Genomic DNA, 16615 nt, shown 5'->3' with positions numbered 1-16615 from the left:
TGATGCCGCGTACGGTCACGCGGGTGCCCCCACCAGGTGCTTGAGCACCGAGGTGAAGAAGCCGAGGCCATCCAGGGAGGGGCCCGTGAGCGCCTCGACCGCGTGCTCGGGGTGCGGCATGATGCCGACCACGTTGCCGGCGGGGTTGGTGATCGCGGCGATGTCGCGCTGCGAACCGTTGGGGTTTCCGCCGACGTAGCGGGCGACCACCCGGCCCTCGGCTTCGAGCTGGTCCAGCGTCGCGGTGTCGGCGACGTAGCAGCCCTCACCGTTCTTGACCGGGATCAGCACCTCCTGGCCGGGCTGGAACGCGTTGGTCCACGCGGTGCCGACCGACTCGATGCGCAGGACCTGGTCGCGGTTGCGGAAGTGCAGGTGCTGGTTGCGGGTGAGCGCCCCGGGCAACAGGTGGGCCTCGCAGAGGATCTGGAAGCCGTTGCAGATGCCGAGCACGGGCAGGCCGCCCCGGGCCGCGTCCACGATCGTCTCCATCACCGGGGCGAACCGGGCGATGGCGCCGCAGCGCAGGTAGTCGCCGTAGGAGAAGCCGCCGGGCAGGACGACGGCGTCCACGCCGTGCAGCTGCGGGTCACCGTGCCAGAGGCGGACCGGCTCGGCGCCCGCGATCCGGACGGCCCGGGCCGCGTCCCCGTCGTCGAGCGAGCCGGGGAAGGTGACCACACCCACCCGGGCGGTCACGAGCGGGCGTCCACGATCTCGTCGGCCTCGGCCAGGCGGACGGTGAAGTCCTCGATGACCGGGTTGGCGAGCAGCTTGTCGGCGATCTCCCGGGCCCGGTCCAGGTCGGGTTCACCGGCGAATTCGATCTCGATCCGCCTGCCGATCCGTACTGAGGCGACGTCGCTGACGCCGAGCCGGGGCAGCGCGTTTGCGACGGCCTGGCCCTGGGGATCGAGGATCTCGGGCTTGAGCATGACGTCGACGACGACGCGAGGCACTGGGCACTCCTGACTGTGTACGCAGTTGGGTGCCGACCCACAACGGGCGAGCGCAGCCAGCCTACCTGGCAGATACCGTCCGGGACGCACCGGCCGGACGCGGGTCAGGCAGCGCTCGGCATTCCTCGCACGGGCGCCCGGGGACCGATACGGGTTCGTTGCGTTCCCGATGCGCATCCGTTGCCGACCAGCCCGTTTCGCCCCGCTCCGCCGCCCGCCCGGGGCCGCCGCCGGTCGAGGTCCGCCGCACCGCCGGACGCCCGCCCCGCCATACCGCCGCATCCATCACTTCGGATGGATCTCTTGTGAACGACATCTCAGGGGCCCTACCGTACATCGTCATACGTCGATCGGACGTCCCGGCGGCGGGCCACCCCCGTCCGCCGGCCGAAAGCTCGACCCGGTGAACCCGGGCCCCGTCCCCGAAGGAGCCCCATGCGCATCCGATCCATGATCGCAGTCCTGGCCACCGCAGCGGCCGGCCTGCTCGGTGCCAGCTCCGGCGCCCTCGCCGCCCCGGCCGGTCCGCAGCCCATCATCGGCGGCGGCACCGTCTCGTCGGCCCCGTGGGCCGCCGCCGTGTTCAGCAACGGATCGTTCACCTGCTCCGGCACCATCATCGCGCCGCAGTGGGTGCTCACCGCCCGGCACTGCATCAGCGGCACGATGTCCGTCCGGGTCGGCAGCGTCAACCGCACCTCCGGCGGCCAGACCCGCACCGTCAGCGCCACCTACAGCCGCTACGACCTGGCGCTGATGCGGCTGTCCAGCTCCGTCAGCACCTCGTACGTCACGCTGGCCAACAGCAACCCGCCGATCAACTCCACCAACTCGATCTACGGCTGGGGCATGACCTGCTACAGCGGCTGCTCGGCCTCCACCCAGCTCAAGACCGCGTCGGTCCGGGTGACCAGCAACAGCGCCACCGACGCGTACGGCGGGCAGGCGATCCGGAGCACGCGGATCGACGGCAACGCCTGGCGGGGCGACTCGGGCGGCCCGCAGTTCTACAACGGCGCGCAGGTTGGCGTCGCCTCGACCGCCGACGGCCAGAGCATCCAGAACTACGGCAGCGTCGCGTACAACCGGGCCTGGATCACCCAGACGGCCGGTGTCTGACGGTTAGCGCCACGCTAGGCGCGGATGGTCGGCAGCGCGCCGGCCGTCCGCGCCGCGCCGTTTTGCAGCATCCGATCAGGTGAACAAGGCCGCCGATCCGGCGCCCCGGCGCCCTGACAGCATCGGAGGCGTGCTGGTCGTGACGACGGAGCAACTACCCGGGTACGAGATCCGCCAGATCCTCGGCGAAGTGGTGTCGTCGATGGCCAGGACGCGCAACCCGTACCGCGAGGGCGTCAAGAACCTGCGCGGTGGCGCGTACGACCCGATGGCCCCGGACAACCTCACCAGGTGGCGTACGGACTCGGTGGCCCGGCTCGGCGAGGAGGCCCGCCGTATCGGCGCGAACGCCGTCGTGGGGATGCGCTTCGACAGCCGCGACTGCGGCGAGATGTGGATGGAGATCTGCGCGTACGGCACGGCCGTGATCGTGGCGCCCAAGATGCCCGACGTCATGCCGCCCGACCAGCCGCTGGTCGCCGCCGAGACCGCGCATGACCCGGCCTTCGCCGAGTCCCCGGGTGGCATCGCCGAACCGGCGAGCGCCCCCAACCTCCGCACGGCCGCCGAAACCCCCACCCGCGACTCCTGACCCACCTCTGACGCCCTCCTCCGGGGAAGCGTCGATCATGAAGTTGTTGCCAGCCTCGTCGGCGTGTCGCGACTACAACTTCATGATCGACGCCCCGAGAGGGAGAGGGCGGGAGGGGGTGGGGTTAGAGGATGGGGGGTGGGGTGTAGGTGGCTGCCTCGGGGTGGGCTTCCACGACTGGGGCGATGCGGCGGGTCACCGCTTCGACCTGGGCCGGGGCGGCGCCGACGAAGGCCGTACGGTCGGCGACGAGGGCGTCGATCTCGCCACGGGTGAGGCCCAGGCGGCCGTCCGCCGCGAGACGGTCGAACAGGTCGTTCTCGGCGGCGCCCTTCTCTCGCATGGCCAGGGCCACCGCGACCGCGTGCTCCTTGATCACCTCGTGGGCGACCTCACGCCCGACGCCGCGCCGGATCGCCGCCACCAGGAGCTTGGTGGTGGCCAGGAACGGCAGGAAGCGCTCCAGCTCCCGGTTGACCACCGCCGGGTACGCGCCGAACTCGTCCAGCACGGTGAGGAAGGTCTGGAACAGCCCGTCGGCGGCGAAGAACGCGTCCGGCAGGGCGACCCGGCGCACCACCGAGCAGGAGACGTCCCCCTCGTTCCACTGGTCGCCGGCCAGCTCGCCGACCATCGACAGGTAGCCCCGGATGATCACCGCGAAGCCGTTGACCCGCTCGCTGGAGCGGGTGTTCATCTTGTGCGGCATCGCGCTGGAGCCCACCTGGCCCGGCTTGAAGCCCTCGGTGGCCAGCTCCTGGCCGACCATCAGCCGGATCGTGGTCGCCAGCGACGACGGGGCTGCGGCGATCTGGGCCAGCGCGGAGAGCACCGCCAGGTCGATCGAGCGCGGGTAGACCTGCCCGACGCTGTCGAGCACCCGGCTGAAGCCGAGGTGCCCGGCCACCCGGCGTTCCAGCTCCGCCACCCGGTCGGCGTCGCCGTCGAAGAGGTCGAGCTGGTCGGCGGCGGTGCCCACCGGGCCCTTGATGCCGCGCAGCGGGTACCAGTTGATCAGGTCGTCGAGCCGCTCGTACGCGATGAGCAGTTCCTCGGCCGCCGACGCGAAGCGCTTGCCCAGCGTGGTGGCCTGCGCCGCGACGTTGTGCGACCGGCCGGTCATGACCAGGTCGGAGTGCTCGACGGCGAGCCGGGACAGCCGGGCCAGCGTGGCGACCACGCGGTCGCGGATCAGCTCCAGCGAGCGGCGCACCTGGAGCTGCTCAACGTTCTCGGTGAGGTCCCGGGAGGTCATCCCCTTGTGCACGTGCTCGTACCCGGCGAGCGCGCTGAACTCCTCGATCCGGGCCTTCACGTCGTGCCGGGTGACCCGCTCCCGCTCCGCGATCGAGGCCAGGTCGACCTGGTCGAGCACCCGCTCGTACGCCTCGACCACGCCGTCCGGCACGGGCACGCCGAGGTCCCGCTGGGCCCGGAGCACGGCGAGCCAGAGCCGCCGCTCCATCCGGATCTTCTCCTCGGGCGACCAGAGGGCGACCAGTTCGGGTGAGGCGTACCGGTTGGCGAGCACGTTCGGGATCGTCGTCACGGCGCCCATTCTCCCGGACCCGCCCGCACCGCATCGTCAGGGTTGCTGGCTGGCTATGGTGATCACCCTGCTGAGCCGACTGACGGGAATGAAGAAGAGTGTCCAGACTTACCGGCAGGGTCGCCCTGGTCACCGGCGGTAGCCGCGGTATCGGCGCCGCCGTCGCACGCCGGCTGGCCGAAGACGGAGCCCACGTCGCGTTCACCTACCGCAGCGCGGCGGAGAGCGCGAAGGCCGTCGTCGCCGACATCACGTCGTACGGCCGCACCGGCCTGGCGATCCAGGCCGACAGCGCCGAGGGTACGACGGTCGTCGACGCGGTCGAGCGGACCGTCGCCGAGCTGGGGCGGCTGGACATCCTGGTCAACAACGCCGGGGTGTTCTCGTCCGGGCCGATCGGGCAGGTCGGCCTCGACGACCTCGACCGGGCCATCGCCGTCAACGTACGCGGGGTGTTCCTGGCCACCCAGGCGGCGGTACGCCACATGCGCGACGGCGGGCGGATCGTCAACATCGGCAGCAGCTTCGCCAGCCGCGTACCGGCCCCCGGGGTGAGCGTCTATGCCATGACCAAGACCGCCGTCAACGGCCTGACCAGGGCACTCGCCCGCGAACTCGGCCCGCGCGGGATCACCGTCAACCTGGTCCTGCCCGGTTCCACCGACACCGACATGAACCGGGCGGACAGCGCCAGCGCGGACGCCCAGCGGTCACACATCGCCCTCGGGCGCTACGGCACGCCGGAGGACGTCGCGGCGACGGTCAGCCACCTGGTGGGCGAGGGCGGCCGGCACATCACCGGCGCGTCGATCGCCGTCGACGGCGGTGCCACCGCCTGACCCGGCGGGCGGATGCGAGACCCGGGCGAGCGGGCGTGCACCTGCCCATCCGCCGGTGGGGCCGGGTCGAGGCTGCGGCGCGCGGCCTCAACCCGCACCGGGCCACCCCGGCGCTGGATATACTCGACAAGCTGTCGGTATATAGGGGGCGCGCAGTGACCAAGATCCTGGTGGACATCGACGACGAGGCGCTCGCCGACGCGGCTGCGGCTTTCGGCACCAAGACCAAGAAGGACACGGTGAATGTCGCGCTGCGGGAAGGGGCTGCCCGCCTCCGGCGCGCCCGCGCCCTCGCCGAACTCAGCGGGCGGGCCCAGGCCGGGGACTTCGACGAACTGCTCGACAAGAGCACGTACCGGTCGTGAGACTCGCCGACTACCTGGTCGACACCAGTGCGCTGGTCCGGCTGCTGCGTGATCCCGATACCCAGGCCCGATGGGAGCAGCCACTCACGGCCGGCCTGCTTGCGGTCTGCCCGCTGGTCGAACTGGAGTTCCTCTATTCGGCCCGCTCGCTGGCCGACCGCAGATGGCTGGGGGACCGGCTTCGGACGGTGTTCAACTGGGTGAGCATGCCGGACCGGATCTACGAGCGGGCGGCCGAGATCCAGGAGCAGCTCACCGCTCGGGGTACCCACCGGTCTGCCGGCGCTGTCGACCTGCTGATCGCGGCGACGGCCGAGTACCAGGGCCTCTCCCTGTTGCACTACGACCGGGACTTCGACCAGATCTCCGAGGTCACCGGGCAGCCCGTGCGATGGCTCGCCCCGGCAGGCACGATCAAGTAGGTCCCGGGGCCGACTCAATGCCCCGGGACGCAGAGACCGTCGGAAAGACTGTCCGCCTGGAGGGTCGCGACCGGCTGCCCGGCAACGCCGCCCGTCCTCGACGGACCCGGGTCACCAGGTGGGGCGGGCGGCCGGATCGAGGGCGAGCTCCCGGAGCTGCTCCGGGGTGAGCACGAACCGCCCGTCACGGCTGTGCAGCGAGATCCTGATCCAGGTGCCGTCGCGGTGCAGGACGTCGACCCGCCGGTAGTGCAACACGTCTCCGCTCCCATGGGCGCGCACGGCTGCGGTCTCCCGGACGCGCGCGCCGTCCGGCCCCGCCGACAGGCCGCACGAGTCGACCACCTGCTTCCCGCAGTCCATGACGTCGCGGTTCATGCCCGGCTGCGGCTCGGCCAGGGCCAGGGCCGACACCTCGTTGCTGAACGCGCCGGCGGGGTCGACCGGGTAGGCGTGCACCGAGAAACCGACGTTGCGGAAGTCCTCGTACGCGCCCCCGACCGGTGCCTCGCCGGCCGGTGCCGTCGGGAGTGCGCCGCGACCTACCGCAGTCAGTGGTACCCATCGGACGCCGGACGCCCGCGCGCCGAGGGCCGCGGCCAATCCGTTCTGGTAGCGCTCTGCTGCCTCCGTGGGCAGGTTCTGGTTGCTCTTGCGGTGTGGGGGGCGCGAGGCGGATGCCGAGGCTGCCGGCTGCATGTCCGGACGGTCGACCACCAGGCCCGCGCCCAGCACCAGCGCGAGCACCCCGCCGGCCGCCGAGGCGTACGCCCCGAGCCGGCGGGTGCGGACCAGCCGGCGCTGCCGCAGGATCACCCCGTCCACGTCGATCGAGGAGGGCGGCGCGTCGCCGATCGCCGCGTCGAAGATCTCCCGGTACGTCACGCGAACCTTCCTGCCCTCAGGGCCGGCTGGTCCACGGCCAGCAGGCGTAGCGATTCCAGTGCTCTGGCGGCCTGGCTCTTCACCGTGCCGGTGGTGATGCCGAGGATCTGCGCGGTCTCCTCCACGGAGAGGTCGCAGTAGAAGCGCAGCACCACCACCGCGCGCCGCCGCTCGGGCAACTTGCCGAGCAGGTCGAGCAGCAGCTCCCGGTCGGCCAGGTCGGGCGCGGTGTCCGGCGCGGCGTCGTCGGGGACCTCGTCGGTGCTGCGTTCGCGCCGCCACGGCCGCCGTCGCTCGTCCAGCCAGGCGCGCGTGAGCACCTGCCGGACGTACGCGTCGACGTTCTCCGCCGCGCGGACCCGGGTCCAGGCCCGGTAGAGCTTGCCCAGGGTGATGGAGACGAGGTCGTCGGCGGTGTGCCAGTCCCGGCAGAGCAGGTACGCCGTGCGGCGCAACTGCTCCAGCCGGGCCTCGACGAACTGCCGGTACTCGTCCTCGTCGGCCGACTTCACGCGTTCCGCCTTCGTCGCCTCATGCCCAGGGGACGGAGCGCGGGGCCGGGCAGGTTGCCCGGCTCGGCGTGTGCGGGTCAGGTTGCCGTGTCAGCGCTCCAGGATCGCGGTCACGCCCTGGCCGCCGGCGGCACAGATGGAGATCAGGCCCCGGCCGCCGCCCTTCTCGGCGAGCAGCTTCGCCAGGGTCGCCACGATCCGCCCGCCCGTGGCCGCGAACGGGTGCCCGGCGGCCAGCGAGGAGCCGTTGACGTTGAGCTTCTCCCGGTCGATCGCGCCGAGCGGGGCGTCCAGCCCCAGCCGGTCCTTGCAGAACTCCGGCGACTCCCAGGCGGCCAGGGTGGCCAGCACCTGCGAGGCGAACGCCTCGTGGATCTCGTAGAAGTCGAAGTCCTGGAGGGTCAGCCCGGCCCGGGCCAGCATCCGGGGCACCGCGTAGGCGGGGGCCATCAGCAGCCCCTCGTCGCCGTGCACGAAGTCGACGGCGGCGGTCTCCGACCAGGAGAACCAGGCCAGCACGGGCAGGTTGTGCTCGCGGGCCCACTCCTCGCTGGCGAGCAGCACCGTCGAGGCGCCGTCGGTCAGCGGCGACGAGTTGCCGGCGGTCATGGTCGCCGCCTCGGCGTCGGGGCCCTTCGCGCCGAAGACGGGCTTCAGCGAGCCGAGCTTCTCCAGGCTGGTGTCCGGGCGCAGGTTCGCATCGCGGGTGAGCCCGAGGTAGGGCGTCAGCAGGTCGTCGAAGAACCCCCGGTCGTACGCGGCGGCGAGCCGCTGGTGCGAGCGCAGGGCCAGTTCGTCCTGGGCCTGCCGGTCGACCTGCCAGCGCAGCGCCGTGCGGGCGGCGTGCTCGCCCATCGACAGCCCGGTACGCGGCTCCGCGTTGCGCGGGATCTCCGGCTTGAACGGCTGGGCGGGGCGCAGCTTCGCGGCGATCTTCAGCCGCTCGCCCAGGGTGCGGGCGCTGTTGAGCCTGATCAGCGTGCGGCGCATCTCCTCGTTGACCGCGAGCGGCGCGTCGGAGGTGGTGTCCACGCCGCCGGCGATGCCCACCTCGATCTGGCCGAGGGCGATCTTGTTGGCGACCAGGATGGCCGATTCCAGCCCGGTGCCGCAGGCCTGCTGGATGTCGTACGCGGGGGTGTGGGGGTCGAGCTTCGAGCCGAGCACCACCTCGCGGGTCAGGTTGAAGTCCTTCGCGTGCTTGAGCACCGCACCGGCCACCACCTCGCCGACGCGCTGGCCGGCCAGGCCGAACCGGGCGACGAGCCCGTCCAGGGCGGCGCCCAGCATGTCCGAGTTCGACGCGCTGGCGTACCGCGAGTTGGACCGCGCGAAGGGGATGCGGTTGCCGCCGATGACTGCGACCCGCCGGATGCTCTGCACGATCCCGCCTCCTCGAAAGACTTGCTCTGAACCTACTCGCCAGTAGGCTACGCCTATGACCGACAGGTACGCGAGCTTCGTCCGATCGGGGGCCGGCCGAACGCTGGTCAAGCGCCTCGGGCTGCCCGACCCGCCGCGACTGCGCCGGCACGCCCCCGGCGACCCCCTCGTTCCCGGCCCCGTCCTGCTGGGCGCCGCGACCGGCGGCCGGCTCGCCGAGCCGGCCGGCAGGTTCCTGGCCGCCGCCGGGGTCGAGCTGGGCGATCCCGGCGCCGTGGAGTCCACCGCGCGCTTCGCCGCCCTGGTGTACGACGCCACCGGCATCACCGACTCCACCGAGCTGCGCCAGTTGTACGACTTCTTCCACCCGCACGCCCGGTCGGTGCTGCCCAGCGGCCGGGTCGTCGTGCTCGGCACCCCGCCCGAGGAGTGCGGATCGCCCCGGGAGGCGACCGCCCAGCGGGCCCTGGAGGGGCTGACCCGCAGCATCGGCAAGGAGTTCGGCCGGGGCGTCACCGCCCAGCTCGTGTACGCCACGAAGGACGCCGACGCCGGCACCTGGACCAGCCTGGAGGCGACCCTGCGGTTCCTGCTCTCCGGCCGGTCCGCGTACGTCTCCGGGCAGGTGGTCCGGATCGGCGCCGGCACGGCCGAGCCGCCGGCGGACTGGGACCGCCCGCTGGACGGGCAGGTCGTGCTGGTCACCGGGGCGGCCCGGGGCATCGGCGCGGCGCTGGCCCGGGTGCTGGCCCGCGACGGCGCCCGGGTGGTGGCGCTGGACATCCCGGCGGCCGGGGACGAACTGGCGGCGGTCGCCAACGAGATCGGCGGCACCGCCGTCCAGCTCGACCTGACCGCCCCCGACGCCCCGCAGCGGCTCGCCGAGCACCTGGCGGAGCGGCACGGACGGGTCGACGTGGTCGTGCACAACGCCGGCATCACCCGCGACAAGACCCTCGGCCGGATGGACGCCGACCGGTGGGACTCGGTCATCGACGTCAACCTCTCCAGCCAGGAGCGGATCAACGACGTGCTGCTGGAACGGGAGCTGGTCCCGGCCGGCGGCCGGATCGTCTCGGTCTCCTCGATCGCCGGCATCGCCGGCAACCGGGGCCAGACCAACTACGCCACCAGCAAGGCGGGCGTGATCGGGCTCGTCGACTCGCTCGCTCCCGCCCTGCGCGAGCGGCGGATCAGCGTCAACGCGGTCGCCCCCGGTTTCATCGAGACCCGGCTGACCGCGCGCATCCCGCTGGTGGTCCGCGAGGCGGGCCGGCGGATGAACAGCATGTCCCAGGGTGGGCTGCCCGTGGACGTCGCCGAGACCATCGGCTGGCTGGCGTGGCCGGCCTCCGGCGCGGTCAGCGGCAACGTCGTACGGGTCTGCGGCCAGAGCCTGCTGGGGGCGTGATGGCCGGGCGGAAGGAGCCAACGGAGGGCCCGGCGGAGGACCTGTCCCTGCACGAGTTGATCGACGGCCCCACGGAGGCCCTGTCGGAGGAGACGCTGGCCGCGGTCCGCCGGCCCGGTGCCGACCCGAGCGTCGAGGAGACGCACGACCTCTCGGGGCACGCCCGGCCCGACGAGGCGGCGCGGGACCTGGCTGGGAGCGCCGGGCCCGTCACCCGGGAGCGCGTCGAGCTGACCCGGATGCCGGCGGCCGGGGCGCTCTACCGGCGGGCGCTGCTCGGCGCGTTGCCCGGTCTCGGCGGTGGGCGGCCGTCGGCGGGCGTCCCGGCGGTCGAGCTGGCCGTCGGTGGCGTCACCGTCGACCGGACGCACCTGGCCGACTACGACCGGGTCTGCGGGTTCCGGCTCACCGACCGGCTGCCCGCGACGTTCCCGCACGTCATGGGCTTCCCGCTGGCACTGCGGCTGATGACCGTGCCGGAGTTCCCCATCCCGCTGACCGGGGTGGTGCACGTCGGCAACCGGATCACCGTGCACCGTCCGGTCACCGCCGACGAGACCCTCGACTTCCGCGCGTACGCCGAGAACCTGCGCCCGCACGACCGGGGGCGGCAGGTCGACGTGGTGGTGGTCGGCTCCGTCGACGGGACGGAGGTGTGGCGGGGTGTCTCGACGTACCTCGGCAGGGACGGCAAGCGGGGCGGCGGCGGGCGGCGCGACCAGGCCGGGCGACCCACGCCGCCGGCCGGTTCGGCCAACTGGCGGGTCGAGCCCCACGTCGGTACGGACTACGCGCGGGTCTCCGGCGACCACAACCCGATCCACACCTCCCGCCTCGGCGCGCGGCTGTTCGGCTTCCCCCGGCCGATCGCGCACGGGATGTGGAGCAAGGCCCGCTGCCTGGCCGCGCTGGAGAACCGGCTGCCGGACGCCTACACGGTCGAGGTGGCCTTCAAGCTGCCGGTGCCGCTGCCGAGCACGGTGAGCTTCAGTCTGCTGCCGGAGGGCGGGTTCGCCCTGCACGACTCGCGCGGTCGCCCACACCTGGCGGGCCTCGTGCGCTGAGGCGTCCCTGCCGACTCCGAACCGGGGCTTGGCAGGGGCGCTCTTGTGCGCTAAGTTCTTCTCACAACGAGATGTTCTCAGATTGAGAGAGACATGGTTGACGAGCAGGACTTCCTGGCCGCGTACGACCCCGGGGCCTATCCGACGGTCGCCGTGACCGTCGACGTGGTGGCGCTGACCATCCGGGACGGCGCGCTGCACCTGCTGCTGATCCGGCGCGGGCAGCCGCCCTTCGAGGGGCACTGGGCGCTGCCCGGCGGCTTCGTCCAGCCCGACGAGGACCTGGCCGCCGGCGCCCGACGGGAGCTGGCCGAGGAGACCGGGCTCGGCGGCGAGGGGCTGCGCCGCGTACACCTGGAGCAGTTGGGCAGCTACGGCGCCCCCGACCGCGACCCGCGGATGCGCGTCGTCTCCGTCGCCCACCTCGCGTTCGCCCCCGACCTGCCCGACCCGGCCGCCGGCAGCGACGCCGACGACGCGATCTGGCTGCCGGTGACCGCCCTGACCAGCCGGCAGCTCGCCTTCGACCACGGCCGGATCATCGACGACGCGCTGGAGCGGGCCCGCTCCAAGCTGGAATACACCCCGCTCGCCACCCGCTTCCTCGCCGGCGAGTTCACGATCAGCGAGCTGCGCGCCGTCTACGAGACGGTCTGGGGCCATCCGCTGCACGCCGGCAACTTCCACCGCAAGGTGCTCTCCGTGCCGGGCTTCGTCGAGAGCACGGGCACCAGCACCGAGCGTGGCGGCGCCCGGGGCGGCCCCCGCGCCCGGCTCTACCGGGCCGGCGACGCCCGGCTGCTGCACCCGGCGCTGCTGCGCCCCGCCCGGGAGGAGACGGTCCGATGAGGACCGCCGAGGCCGTCCGCCTGGTCGCGGCGGCCCGCACCGATGCCGACCTGTTCGGCACCGACCAGCCGGCCCGGCGCTACCGCGAGCTGGTCGCGGCCCTGCACCCCGACCGCCTGCCCGCCGACCCCGCGGTACGCGCCGAGGCCACCGACGCGTTCGTCCGGGTCACCACCCGCTGGCGGGCCCGGCAGGTCACCGTCCTCGGCGACTACCGACTCGGCACGGCGGCCCACTCCGGCGACCTGGCCGACCTCTACGACGTCGGCGCCGACCGGCTGCTCAAGCTGCCCCGGCGCCCCACCGACAACGACCTGATGGCCCGCGAGGCGCACGCCCTGCGCACCATCGCCGTGCGCGGCGACCCGCGCTACCTGCCGTACGTGCCCCGGCTGGTCGAGGACTTCCGGCACCGGGACGCGGCGACCGGCGCCGAACGGCGGATCAACGTCCTCGCCACCGCGCCCGGCCTGCACGACCTGACCGAGGTGCGGCGCGCGTACCCGGACGGGGTGGACGCCCGCGACGTGGCCTGGATGTGGCGCCGGCTGCTGGTGGCGCTCGGCCTGGCCCACCAGGCGGGCGTCGTGCACGGCGCGGTCCTGCCGCCGCACGTGCTGATCGAGCCGGACGCGCACGGCGTGGTGCTGGTCGACTGGTGCTTCTCCGCCCCCGTGGGCGGCACGATCCCCGCGCTGGTGCCCGGCTACGACGCGCGGTGGTACCCCGACGAGGTCCCCCGGAAGCGGCCCTGCGGGCCGGGCACCGACATCGCCATGGCCAGCGGATGCATGAGCTGGCTCATGGGGCCGCGCGCGCCGCGCGAGCTGGACGCCTTCGCGCGGGGCTGCCGCCAGCGGGCCCTGACCGCCCGGCCCGCCGACGCCTGGCGCCTGCTGCGCGAACTGGACGAGGTGCTGGAACGGCTCTACGGCCCCCGCACCTTCCGACCCTTCACCCTCACCCCCTAAGGAGCTGTCATGGGCAGTGGAATGTGGTCCACCGACGTGTACGACGCCGCCGACCGCTACCGCCGGAGCACCGGCAAGAGCGCGTTCTCGTACAGCGACAGCGGGGCGCGCACCGTGCACCCCGCCCTCGACCCCCGCGACGCGATGCGGGAGAGCCGCGACTCCGACGAGCACCCCCGGTCGACGCCCATCGCGGTGCTCTTCGACGTCACCGGCTCGATGCGCAACGTGCCGCGCGTCCTGCAGACCAAGCTGCCGCAGCTGCTCGGGCTGCTGCAACGGCAGGGCTATGCCAGCGACCCGCAGATCATGTTCGGCGCGATCGGCGACGCCACCTGCGACCGGGTGCCGTTGCAGGTCGGCCAGTTCGAGTCGGACAACCGGATGGACGACGACCTCGGCCGGATCGTGCTGGAGGGCGGCGGCGGCGGACAGATGACCGAGTCGTACGAGCTGGCCATGTACTTCATGGCCCGGCACACCGTCACCGACTCCTGGGAGAAGCGCGGCCGGCGCGGCTACCTGTTCATCATCGGCGACGAGCTGGCGTACCCGCAGGTGAAGGCCCGCGAGGTGACCCGAGTCATCGGCGACGACCTGCGCGAGGACGTGCCGCTGCGGCAGATCGTCGACGAGGTGACCCGTCGCTGGGACACCTACTACCTGCTCCCCGCCGGCAGCCACTACTCCGGCAACGCCAAGGTGCTCGACTTCTGGCGCGACCTGCTCGGGCAGAACGCCGTCGTGCTGGACGACCTCGACGCGGTCTGCGAGACCATCGCGCTGACCGTCGGGCTCGGCGAGCAGGCCATCGACCTGGACGAGGGCCTGCGTGACCTCGACCGGGCCGGCTCCGGGGCCACCGGCACGGTCTCGAAGGCGCTGGCCCGCCTGCGCGGTGGGCGGCGCGCCGAGGCGTCGACGCTGCCCGCGTTCCGCGACACCGGCGGCGAGGTGACCCGACTGTGAGGCACGTGACGGTGATCGACTGCCGCTCCGGCTGCGGCTGCGGTCACGGCGGCTGCGGGGCGGCCCTGTGAAGCGGCACGTCGCGGTGGTCGACCTCGGCTACGGGGACGCCGGCAAGGGCACGGTCGTGGACTGGCTCTGCGCCACCCGGCCCGTGCACACGGTGATCCGCTTCAACGGGGGCGCGCAGGCGGCGCACAACGTCGTGCTGCGCGACGGGCGGCACCACACGTTCGCGCAGTTCGGTGCCGGCACGTTCCACCCCGGTGTCCGTACGCACCTGTCGCGACACGTGGTGGTGGACCCGCTGGCGCTGGCCGCCGAGGCCGACCACCTCGCCTCGGTCGGGGTGCCCGACGCGCTCGACCGGCTGACGGTGGACGGGGAGGCGCTGCTCGCCACCCCGTACCACCGGGCCGCCAACCGGGCGCGGGAGATCGCCCGGGGAGCCGACCGGCACGGCTCCTGCGGGCTGGGGGTGGGTGAGGCCGTGGCCTACGGCCTCGCCCACCCCGACGAGGCGCCCCGGGTGGCCGACTGCGGCGACCCGGCGCTCCTCCGCCGGCGAATGACCGCCCTGCGGGACCGGCTGACCGCCGAGCTCGGCCCGCTGGACGCGCCGCCCGTCGACGACTGCCTGCCCGCGTTCGCCGGGTTCGCCGGGCGGGTGGCGATCGTCGGCCGGGGCTGGCTGACCGGGGCACTGCGGGCCGGGACGTGCGTGTTCGAGGGGGCGCAGGGGGTGCTGCTCGACGAGTGGCACGGTTTCCACCCGTACACGACGTGGAGCACCACCACCTTCGCCAACGTCGACGGCCTGCTCGCGGAGGCGGGCCAGGCCGGCACGGCCACCCGGATCGGGGTGCTGCGCGTGGTCACCACCCGGCACGGGCCCGGCCCGCTGGTGACCGAGGACCCGACCCTGCCGCTGGCCGACCCGCACAACCCGACCAACCCCTGGCAGGGCCGCTTCCGGTTCGGCCACTTCGACGCGGTCGCCCACCGGTACGCCCTCGCCGCCGCCGGTGGCGTCGACGGCCTGGCGCTGACCCACCTCGACCTCGCCGGCCCGGGGCTGCGGATCTGCCGCCGCTACGACACCACCGACCGGCTTGTCCCGGGTCCGCCCGGTGACCTGGACCGGCAGGGCGCGCTCACCGCCCGCCTGCTGCGGGCCCGCCCGGTGTACGACGACGCGCCACCCGACTGGGCGGAGGCGGTGCACGCGGAGCTGGGTGCGCCCGTGGTGCTGACGTCGCGCGGCCCCACGGCCGACGACAAGACGTCGCGCGGCCCGCTGCTCGCCCCGCTGCTGGGTGCCCGATGCGGGTGATCTGGCGACTCGGCCACCGGACGGGTCGTGCCCCGCGAGCATGGGAGGCATGGAGTCCGCGCTCGACCTGCTCCGGCAGCTGGTCACCTCACCGTGGGTGTACCTGCTGATCTTCGGGCTCACCGCGGTCGACGCGTTCTTTCCCGCCGTACCCGGTGAGGCGGCCGTGATCACCGCCGCCGTGCTCGCCACCGGGGGCAACCCCAACCTCGTGGCGGTGATCGTCACCGCCGCGCTGGGGGCCTTCGTCGGCGACCACGTCTCGTACGCCATCGGGCGCGGCGGGGGCGCGAACCGCCTCGCCCGCTTCCCGGACGGCAGCCGGCGCCGGGCCAGCTCGGAGTGGGCCCGGCGGGCGGTGCACCGGCGCGGCGGGCTGATCCTCACCACCGCCCGGTACGTGCCCGGTGGCCGAACGGCGGTGACCCTCACCATGGGCGCGGTCCGCTACCCGCTCCGGTCGTTCCTGCTCTTCGACGCCGTCGCGGCGGTGAGCTGGGCGCTCTACAGCGCCCTGCTCGGCTACTTCGGCGGGCTGGCCTTCCAGCGCGACCCGGTCAAGGGCATCCTCGCCGGTCTGGGCCTCTCGCTGGCGGTGACGATGCTGCTGGAGGCGCTGCGCTGGCTGCGTCACCGCAGGCGGCGCCGCGCACGGCACCGCTGAACCGGGCGACGGGTGGAACCGGCGCCACTCAGCCGGGGGCGGCCGGGGGGTGCCAGGTGACGCCGCCGAGGAGCTGGCCGGCGCCCAGCCAGGCGACGTTCATCATCCGGGTGGCGGTCTTCCCCGGGTCCGCCTCCGGGTGGTCGGCGAGCCAGTCGGCCAGCGACTCGGTCGCGCCCACCAGGGCGTACGCGACGACCTCCAGGTCGGTCTCGCCGACCTCGCGCCCCTCGGCGCGCAGCGCGTGGTCGAGCATCCCGGCGACGACGTCGACGAGGCGGGCGCGCATGCCCGCCAGTTCACCGGCGAAGGGCTGCTCGCCCCGGGCCTGCCGGTAGAGCACCGCCCACCCGTCGCGGTGCGCCCCGACGAAGCCGAAGAAGGCGCGCAGCCCTCGCCAGAGCCGCTCGTCGGCCGGCAACTCGGGGGCTGCCGCCCCGGCGATGGCCTGCATCATCCGGGTGCCCTCCCGGTGCAGGCAGGCGACGAAGAGTTCTTCCTTCGTGCCGAGATACGCGTAGACCATGGGCTTGGAGATGCCGGCGTCCTCGGCGATCTCGTCCATGCTGGCCGCGTGGAATCCCCTGCGTGAGAACACTTTCACCGCCGCGTCGAGCATCTGCTGCTCGCGTACGGCGCGGGGGAGACGCTTGAAGGTGGGCGGGGTGGACACCTTGCGAGCATACCTACTCGCCCGTAAGGTTACGCACGAGTAGCCAATTCCCGGAA

18 protein-coding genes and 1 pseudogene are annotated in these 16615 nt (G+C 73.3%); 12 read left to right on the top strand and 7 right to left on the bottom strand.

Annotated features, from left to right (window positions below; genetic code table 11):
• Window positions 1-15 precede the first annotated feature (15 nt).
• Window positions 16-699, bottom strand: coding sequence for a phosphoribosylformylglycinamidine synthase subunit PurQ (gene purQ, locus ACGFIR_RS02050; RefSeq protein WP_393004850.1), 684 nt, complete (start codon window positions 697-699; stop codon window positions 16-18).
• Window positions 696-959 carry a phosphoribosylformylglycinamidine synthase subunit PurS gene (purS, locus tag ACGFIR_RS02045; RefSeq protein WP_393004852.1) on the bottom strand — a complete coding sequence of 88 codons (264 nt, stop codon included), beginning with the start codon at window positions 957-959 and terminating at the stop codon, window positions 696-698. Before purS ends, purQ begins: the two co-directional genes overlap by 4 nt.
• Window positions 960-1394: 435 nt before the next feature.
• Between purS and ACGFIR_RS02040 the strand changes: the two genes are divergently transcribed.
• Both ACGFIR_RS02040 and ACGFIR_RS02035 read left to right on the top strand, forming a co-directional pair.
• Entirely contained in the window at window positions 1395-2078 is a 684-nt protein-coding gene (locus tag ACGFIR_RS02040; RefSeq protein ID WP_393142724.1) for a S1 family peptidase, read from the top strand.
• Window positions 2079-2102: 24 nt separating this feature from the next.
• A pseudogene (locus ACGFIR_RS02035) lies at window positions 2103-2670 on the top strand (YbjQ family protein).
• A 124-nt stretch (window positions 2671-2794) separates the two neighbouring features.
• Here the strand turns inward: ACGFIR_RS02035 and purB are convergent.
• On the bottom strand, window positions 2795-4219 hold the full coding sequence (gene purB / locus ACGFIR_RS02030) for an adenylosuccinate lyase (RefSeq protein WP_393142722.1): 1425 nt from the start codon (window positions 4217-4219) through the stop codon (window positions 2795-2797).
• 98 nt (window positions 4220-4317) lie between these two features.
• Here purB and ACGFIR_RS02025 point away from each other — a divergent pair, with 98 nt between their 5' ends.
• Genes ACGFIR_RS02025 through ACGFIR_RS02015 form a run of 3 tightly spaced genes read left to right on the top strand, consistent with a single transcriptional unit; the run spans window position 4318 to window position 5845 of the window.
• On the top strand, window positions 4318-5058 hold the full coding sequence (locus ACGFIR_RS02025) for an SDR family NAD(P)-dependent oxidoreductase (protein WP_393142720.1): 741 nt from the start codon (window positions 4318-4320) through the stop codon (window positions 5056-5058).
• 35 nt (window positions 5059-5093) lie between these two features.
• Complete coding sequence (locus ACGFIR_RS02020) at window positions 5094-5423, top strand: type II toxin-antitoxin system VapB family antitoxin (protein ID WP_393004859.1); 330 nt, start codon at window positions 5094-5096, stop codon at window positions 5421-5423.
• On the top strand, window positions 5420-5845 hold the full coding sequence (locus ACGFIR_RS02015) for a PIN domain nuclease (RefSeq protein WP_393004861.1): 426 nt from the start codon (window positions 5420-5422) through the stop codon (window positions 5843-5845). Before ACGFIR_RS02020 ends, ACGFIR_RS02015 begins: the two co-directional genes overlap by 4 nt.
• Before the next feature lie 111 nt (window positions 5846-5956).
• On the opposite strand, the gene ACGFIR_RS02010 is transcribed toward ACGFIR_RS02015, so the two are convergent.
• The 3 genes from ACGFIR_RS02010 to ACGFIR_RS02000 form a co-directional block, all read right to left on the bottom strand.
• On the bottom strand, window positions 5957-6730 hold the full coding sequence (locus ACGFIR_RS02010) for a hypothetical protein (protein ID WP_393004863.1): 774 nt from the start codon (window positions 6728-6730) through the stop codon (window positions 5957-5959).
• Window positions 6727-7242 (bottom strand): SigE family RNA polymerase sigma factor, encoded by a 516-nt coding sequence (locus tag ACGFIR_RS02005; protein ID WP_393142718.1) that lies wholly within the window; start codon window positions 7240-7242, stop codon window positions 6727-6729. The genes ACGFIR_RS02010 and ACGFIR_RS02005 overlap by 4 nt, the downstream gene beginning before the upstream one ends.
• 90 nt (window positions 7243-7332) lie before the next feature.
• Window positions 7333-8625: an acetyl-CoA C-acetyltransferase gene (locus ACGFIR_RS02000; protein WP_393004867.1), complete on the bottom strand. Its 1293-nt coding sequence runs from the start codon at window positions 8623-8625 to the stop codon at window positions 7333-7335.
• Between the two features lie 55 nt (window positions 8626-8680).
• Between ACGFIR_RS02000 and ACGFIR_RS01995 the strand changes: the two genes are divergently transcribed.
• From ACGFIR_RS01995 to ACGFIR_RS01965, 7 genes are all read left to right on the top strand, one after another.
• Window positions 8681-10036 (top strand): 3-oxoacyl-ACP reductase, encoded by a 1356-nt coding sequence (locus ACGFIR_RS01995; protein WP_393142716.1) that lies wholly within the window; start codon window positions 8681-8683, stop codon window positions 10034-10036.
• A gap of 239 nt (window positions 10037-10275) precedes the next feature.
• On the top strand, window positions 10276-11100 hold the full coding sequence (locus ACGFIR_RS01990; RefSeq protein WP_393143708.1) for a MaoC/PaaZ C-terminal domain-containing protein: 825 nt from the start codon (window positions 10276-10278) through the stop codon (window positions 11098-11100).
• Window positions 11101-11193: 93 nt separating this feature from the next.
• On the top strand, window positions 11194-11949 hold the full coding sequence (locus tag ACGFIR_RS01985) for an NUDIX domain-containing protein (RefSeq protein ID WP_393004871.1): 756 nt from the start codon (window positions 11194-11196) through the stop codon (window positions 11947-11949).
• On the top strand, window positions 11946-12920 hold the full coding sequence (locus tag ACGFIR_RS01980) for a serine/threonine protein kinase (protein ID WP_393142714.1): 975 nt from the start codon (window positions 11946-11948) through the stop codon (window positions 12918-12920). Before ACGFIR_RS01985 ends, ACGFIR_RS01980 begins: the two co-directional genes overlap by 4 nt.
• Before the next feature lie 9 nt (window positions 12921-12929).
• A complete protein-coding gene (locus ACGFIR_RS01975) occupies window positions 12930-13889 on the top strand; it encodes a hypothetical protein (protein WP_393004875.1) in 960 nt (319 codons plus the stop codon).
• A gap of 67 nt (window positions 13890-13956) precedes the next feature.
• Window positions 13957-15222: an adenylosuccinate synthetase gene (locus ACGFIR_RS01970; protein ID WP_393142712.1), complete on the top strand. Its 1266-nt coding sequence runs from the start codon at window positions 13957-13959 to the stop codon at window positions 15220-15222.
• A 49-nt stretch (window positions 15223-15271) separates the two neighbouring features.
• Complete coding sequence (locus ACGFIR_RS01965; RefSeq protein ID WP_393004879.1) at window positions 15272-15886, top strand: DedA family protein; 615 nt, start codon at window positions 15272-15274, stop codon at window positions 15884-15886.
• 28 nt (window positions 15887-15914) lie between these two features.
• On the opposite strand, the gene ACGFIR_RS01960 is transcribed toward ACGFIR_RS01965, so the two are convergent.
• Complete coding sequence (locus tag ACGFIR_RS01960) at window positions 15915-16559, bottom strand: TetR/AcrR family transcriptional regulator (protein ID WP_393004881.1); 645 nt, start codon at window positions 16557-16559, stop codon at window positions 15915-15917.
• Window positions 16560-16615: the final 56 nt, after the last annotated feature.

The sequence above is a fragment of the Micromonospora sp. NPDC049051 genome, assembly GCF_043197575.1.
GTDB lineage: Bacteria > Actinomycetota > Actinomycetes > Mycobacteriales > Micromonosporaceae > Micromonospora.
The sequence above is the reverse complement of the archived record's forward strand: the minus strand, read 5'-3'. Positions and strand labels throughout refer to the sequence as shown.

Coding starts and splice junctions, on each gene's coding strand:
- ACGFIR_RS01980 (WP_393142714.1), top strand. CDS start 11,946: ATGAGGACCGCCGAGGCCGTCCGCCTGGTCGCGGCGGCCCGCACCGAT.
- ACGFIR_RS01990 (WP_393143708.1), top strand. CDS start 10,276: ATGCCGGCGGCCGGGGCGCTCTACCGGCGGGCGCTGCTCGGCGCGTTG.
- ACGFIR_RS01975 (WP_393004875.1), top strand. CDS start 12,930: ATGGGCAGTGGAATGTGGTCCACCGACGTGTACGACGCCGCCGACCGC.
- ACGFIR_RS01965 (WP_393004879.1), top strand. CDS start 15,272: ATGGAGTCCGCGCTCGACCTGCTCCGGCAGCTGGTCACCTCACCGTGG.
- ACGFIR_RS02040 (WP_393142724.1), top strand. CDS start 1,395: ATGCGCATCCGATCCATGATCGCAGTCCTGGCCACCGCAGCGGCCGGC.
- ACGFIR_RS01995 (WP_393142716.1), top strand. CDS start 8,681: ATGACCGACAGGTACGCGAGCTTCGTCCGATCGGGGGCCGGCCGAACG.
- ACGFIR_RS01985 (WP_393004871.1), top strand. CDS start 11,194: ATGGTTGACGAGCAGGACTTCCTGGCCGCGTACGACCCCGGGGCCTAT.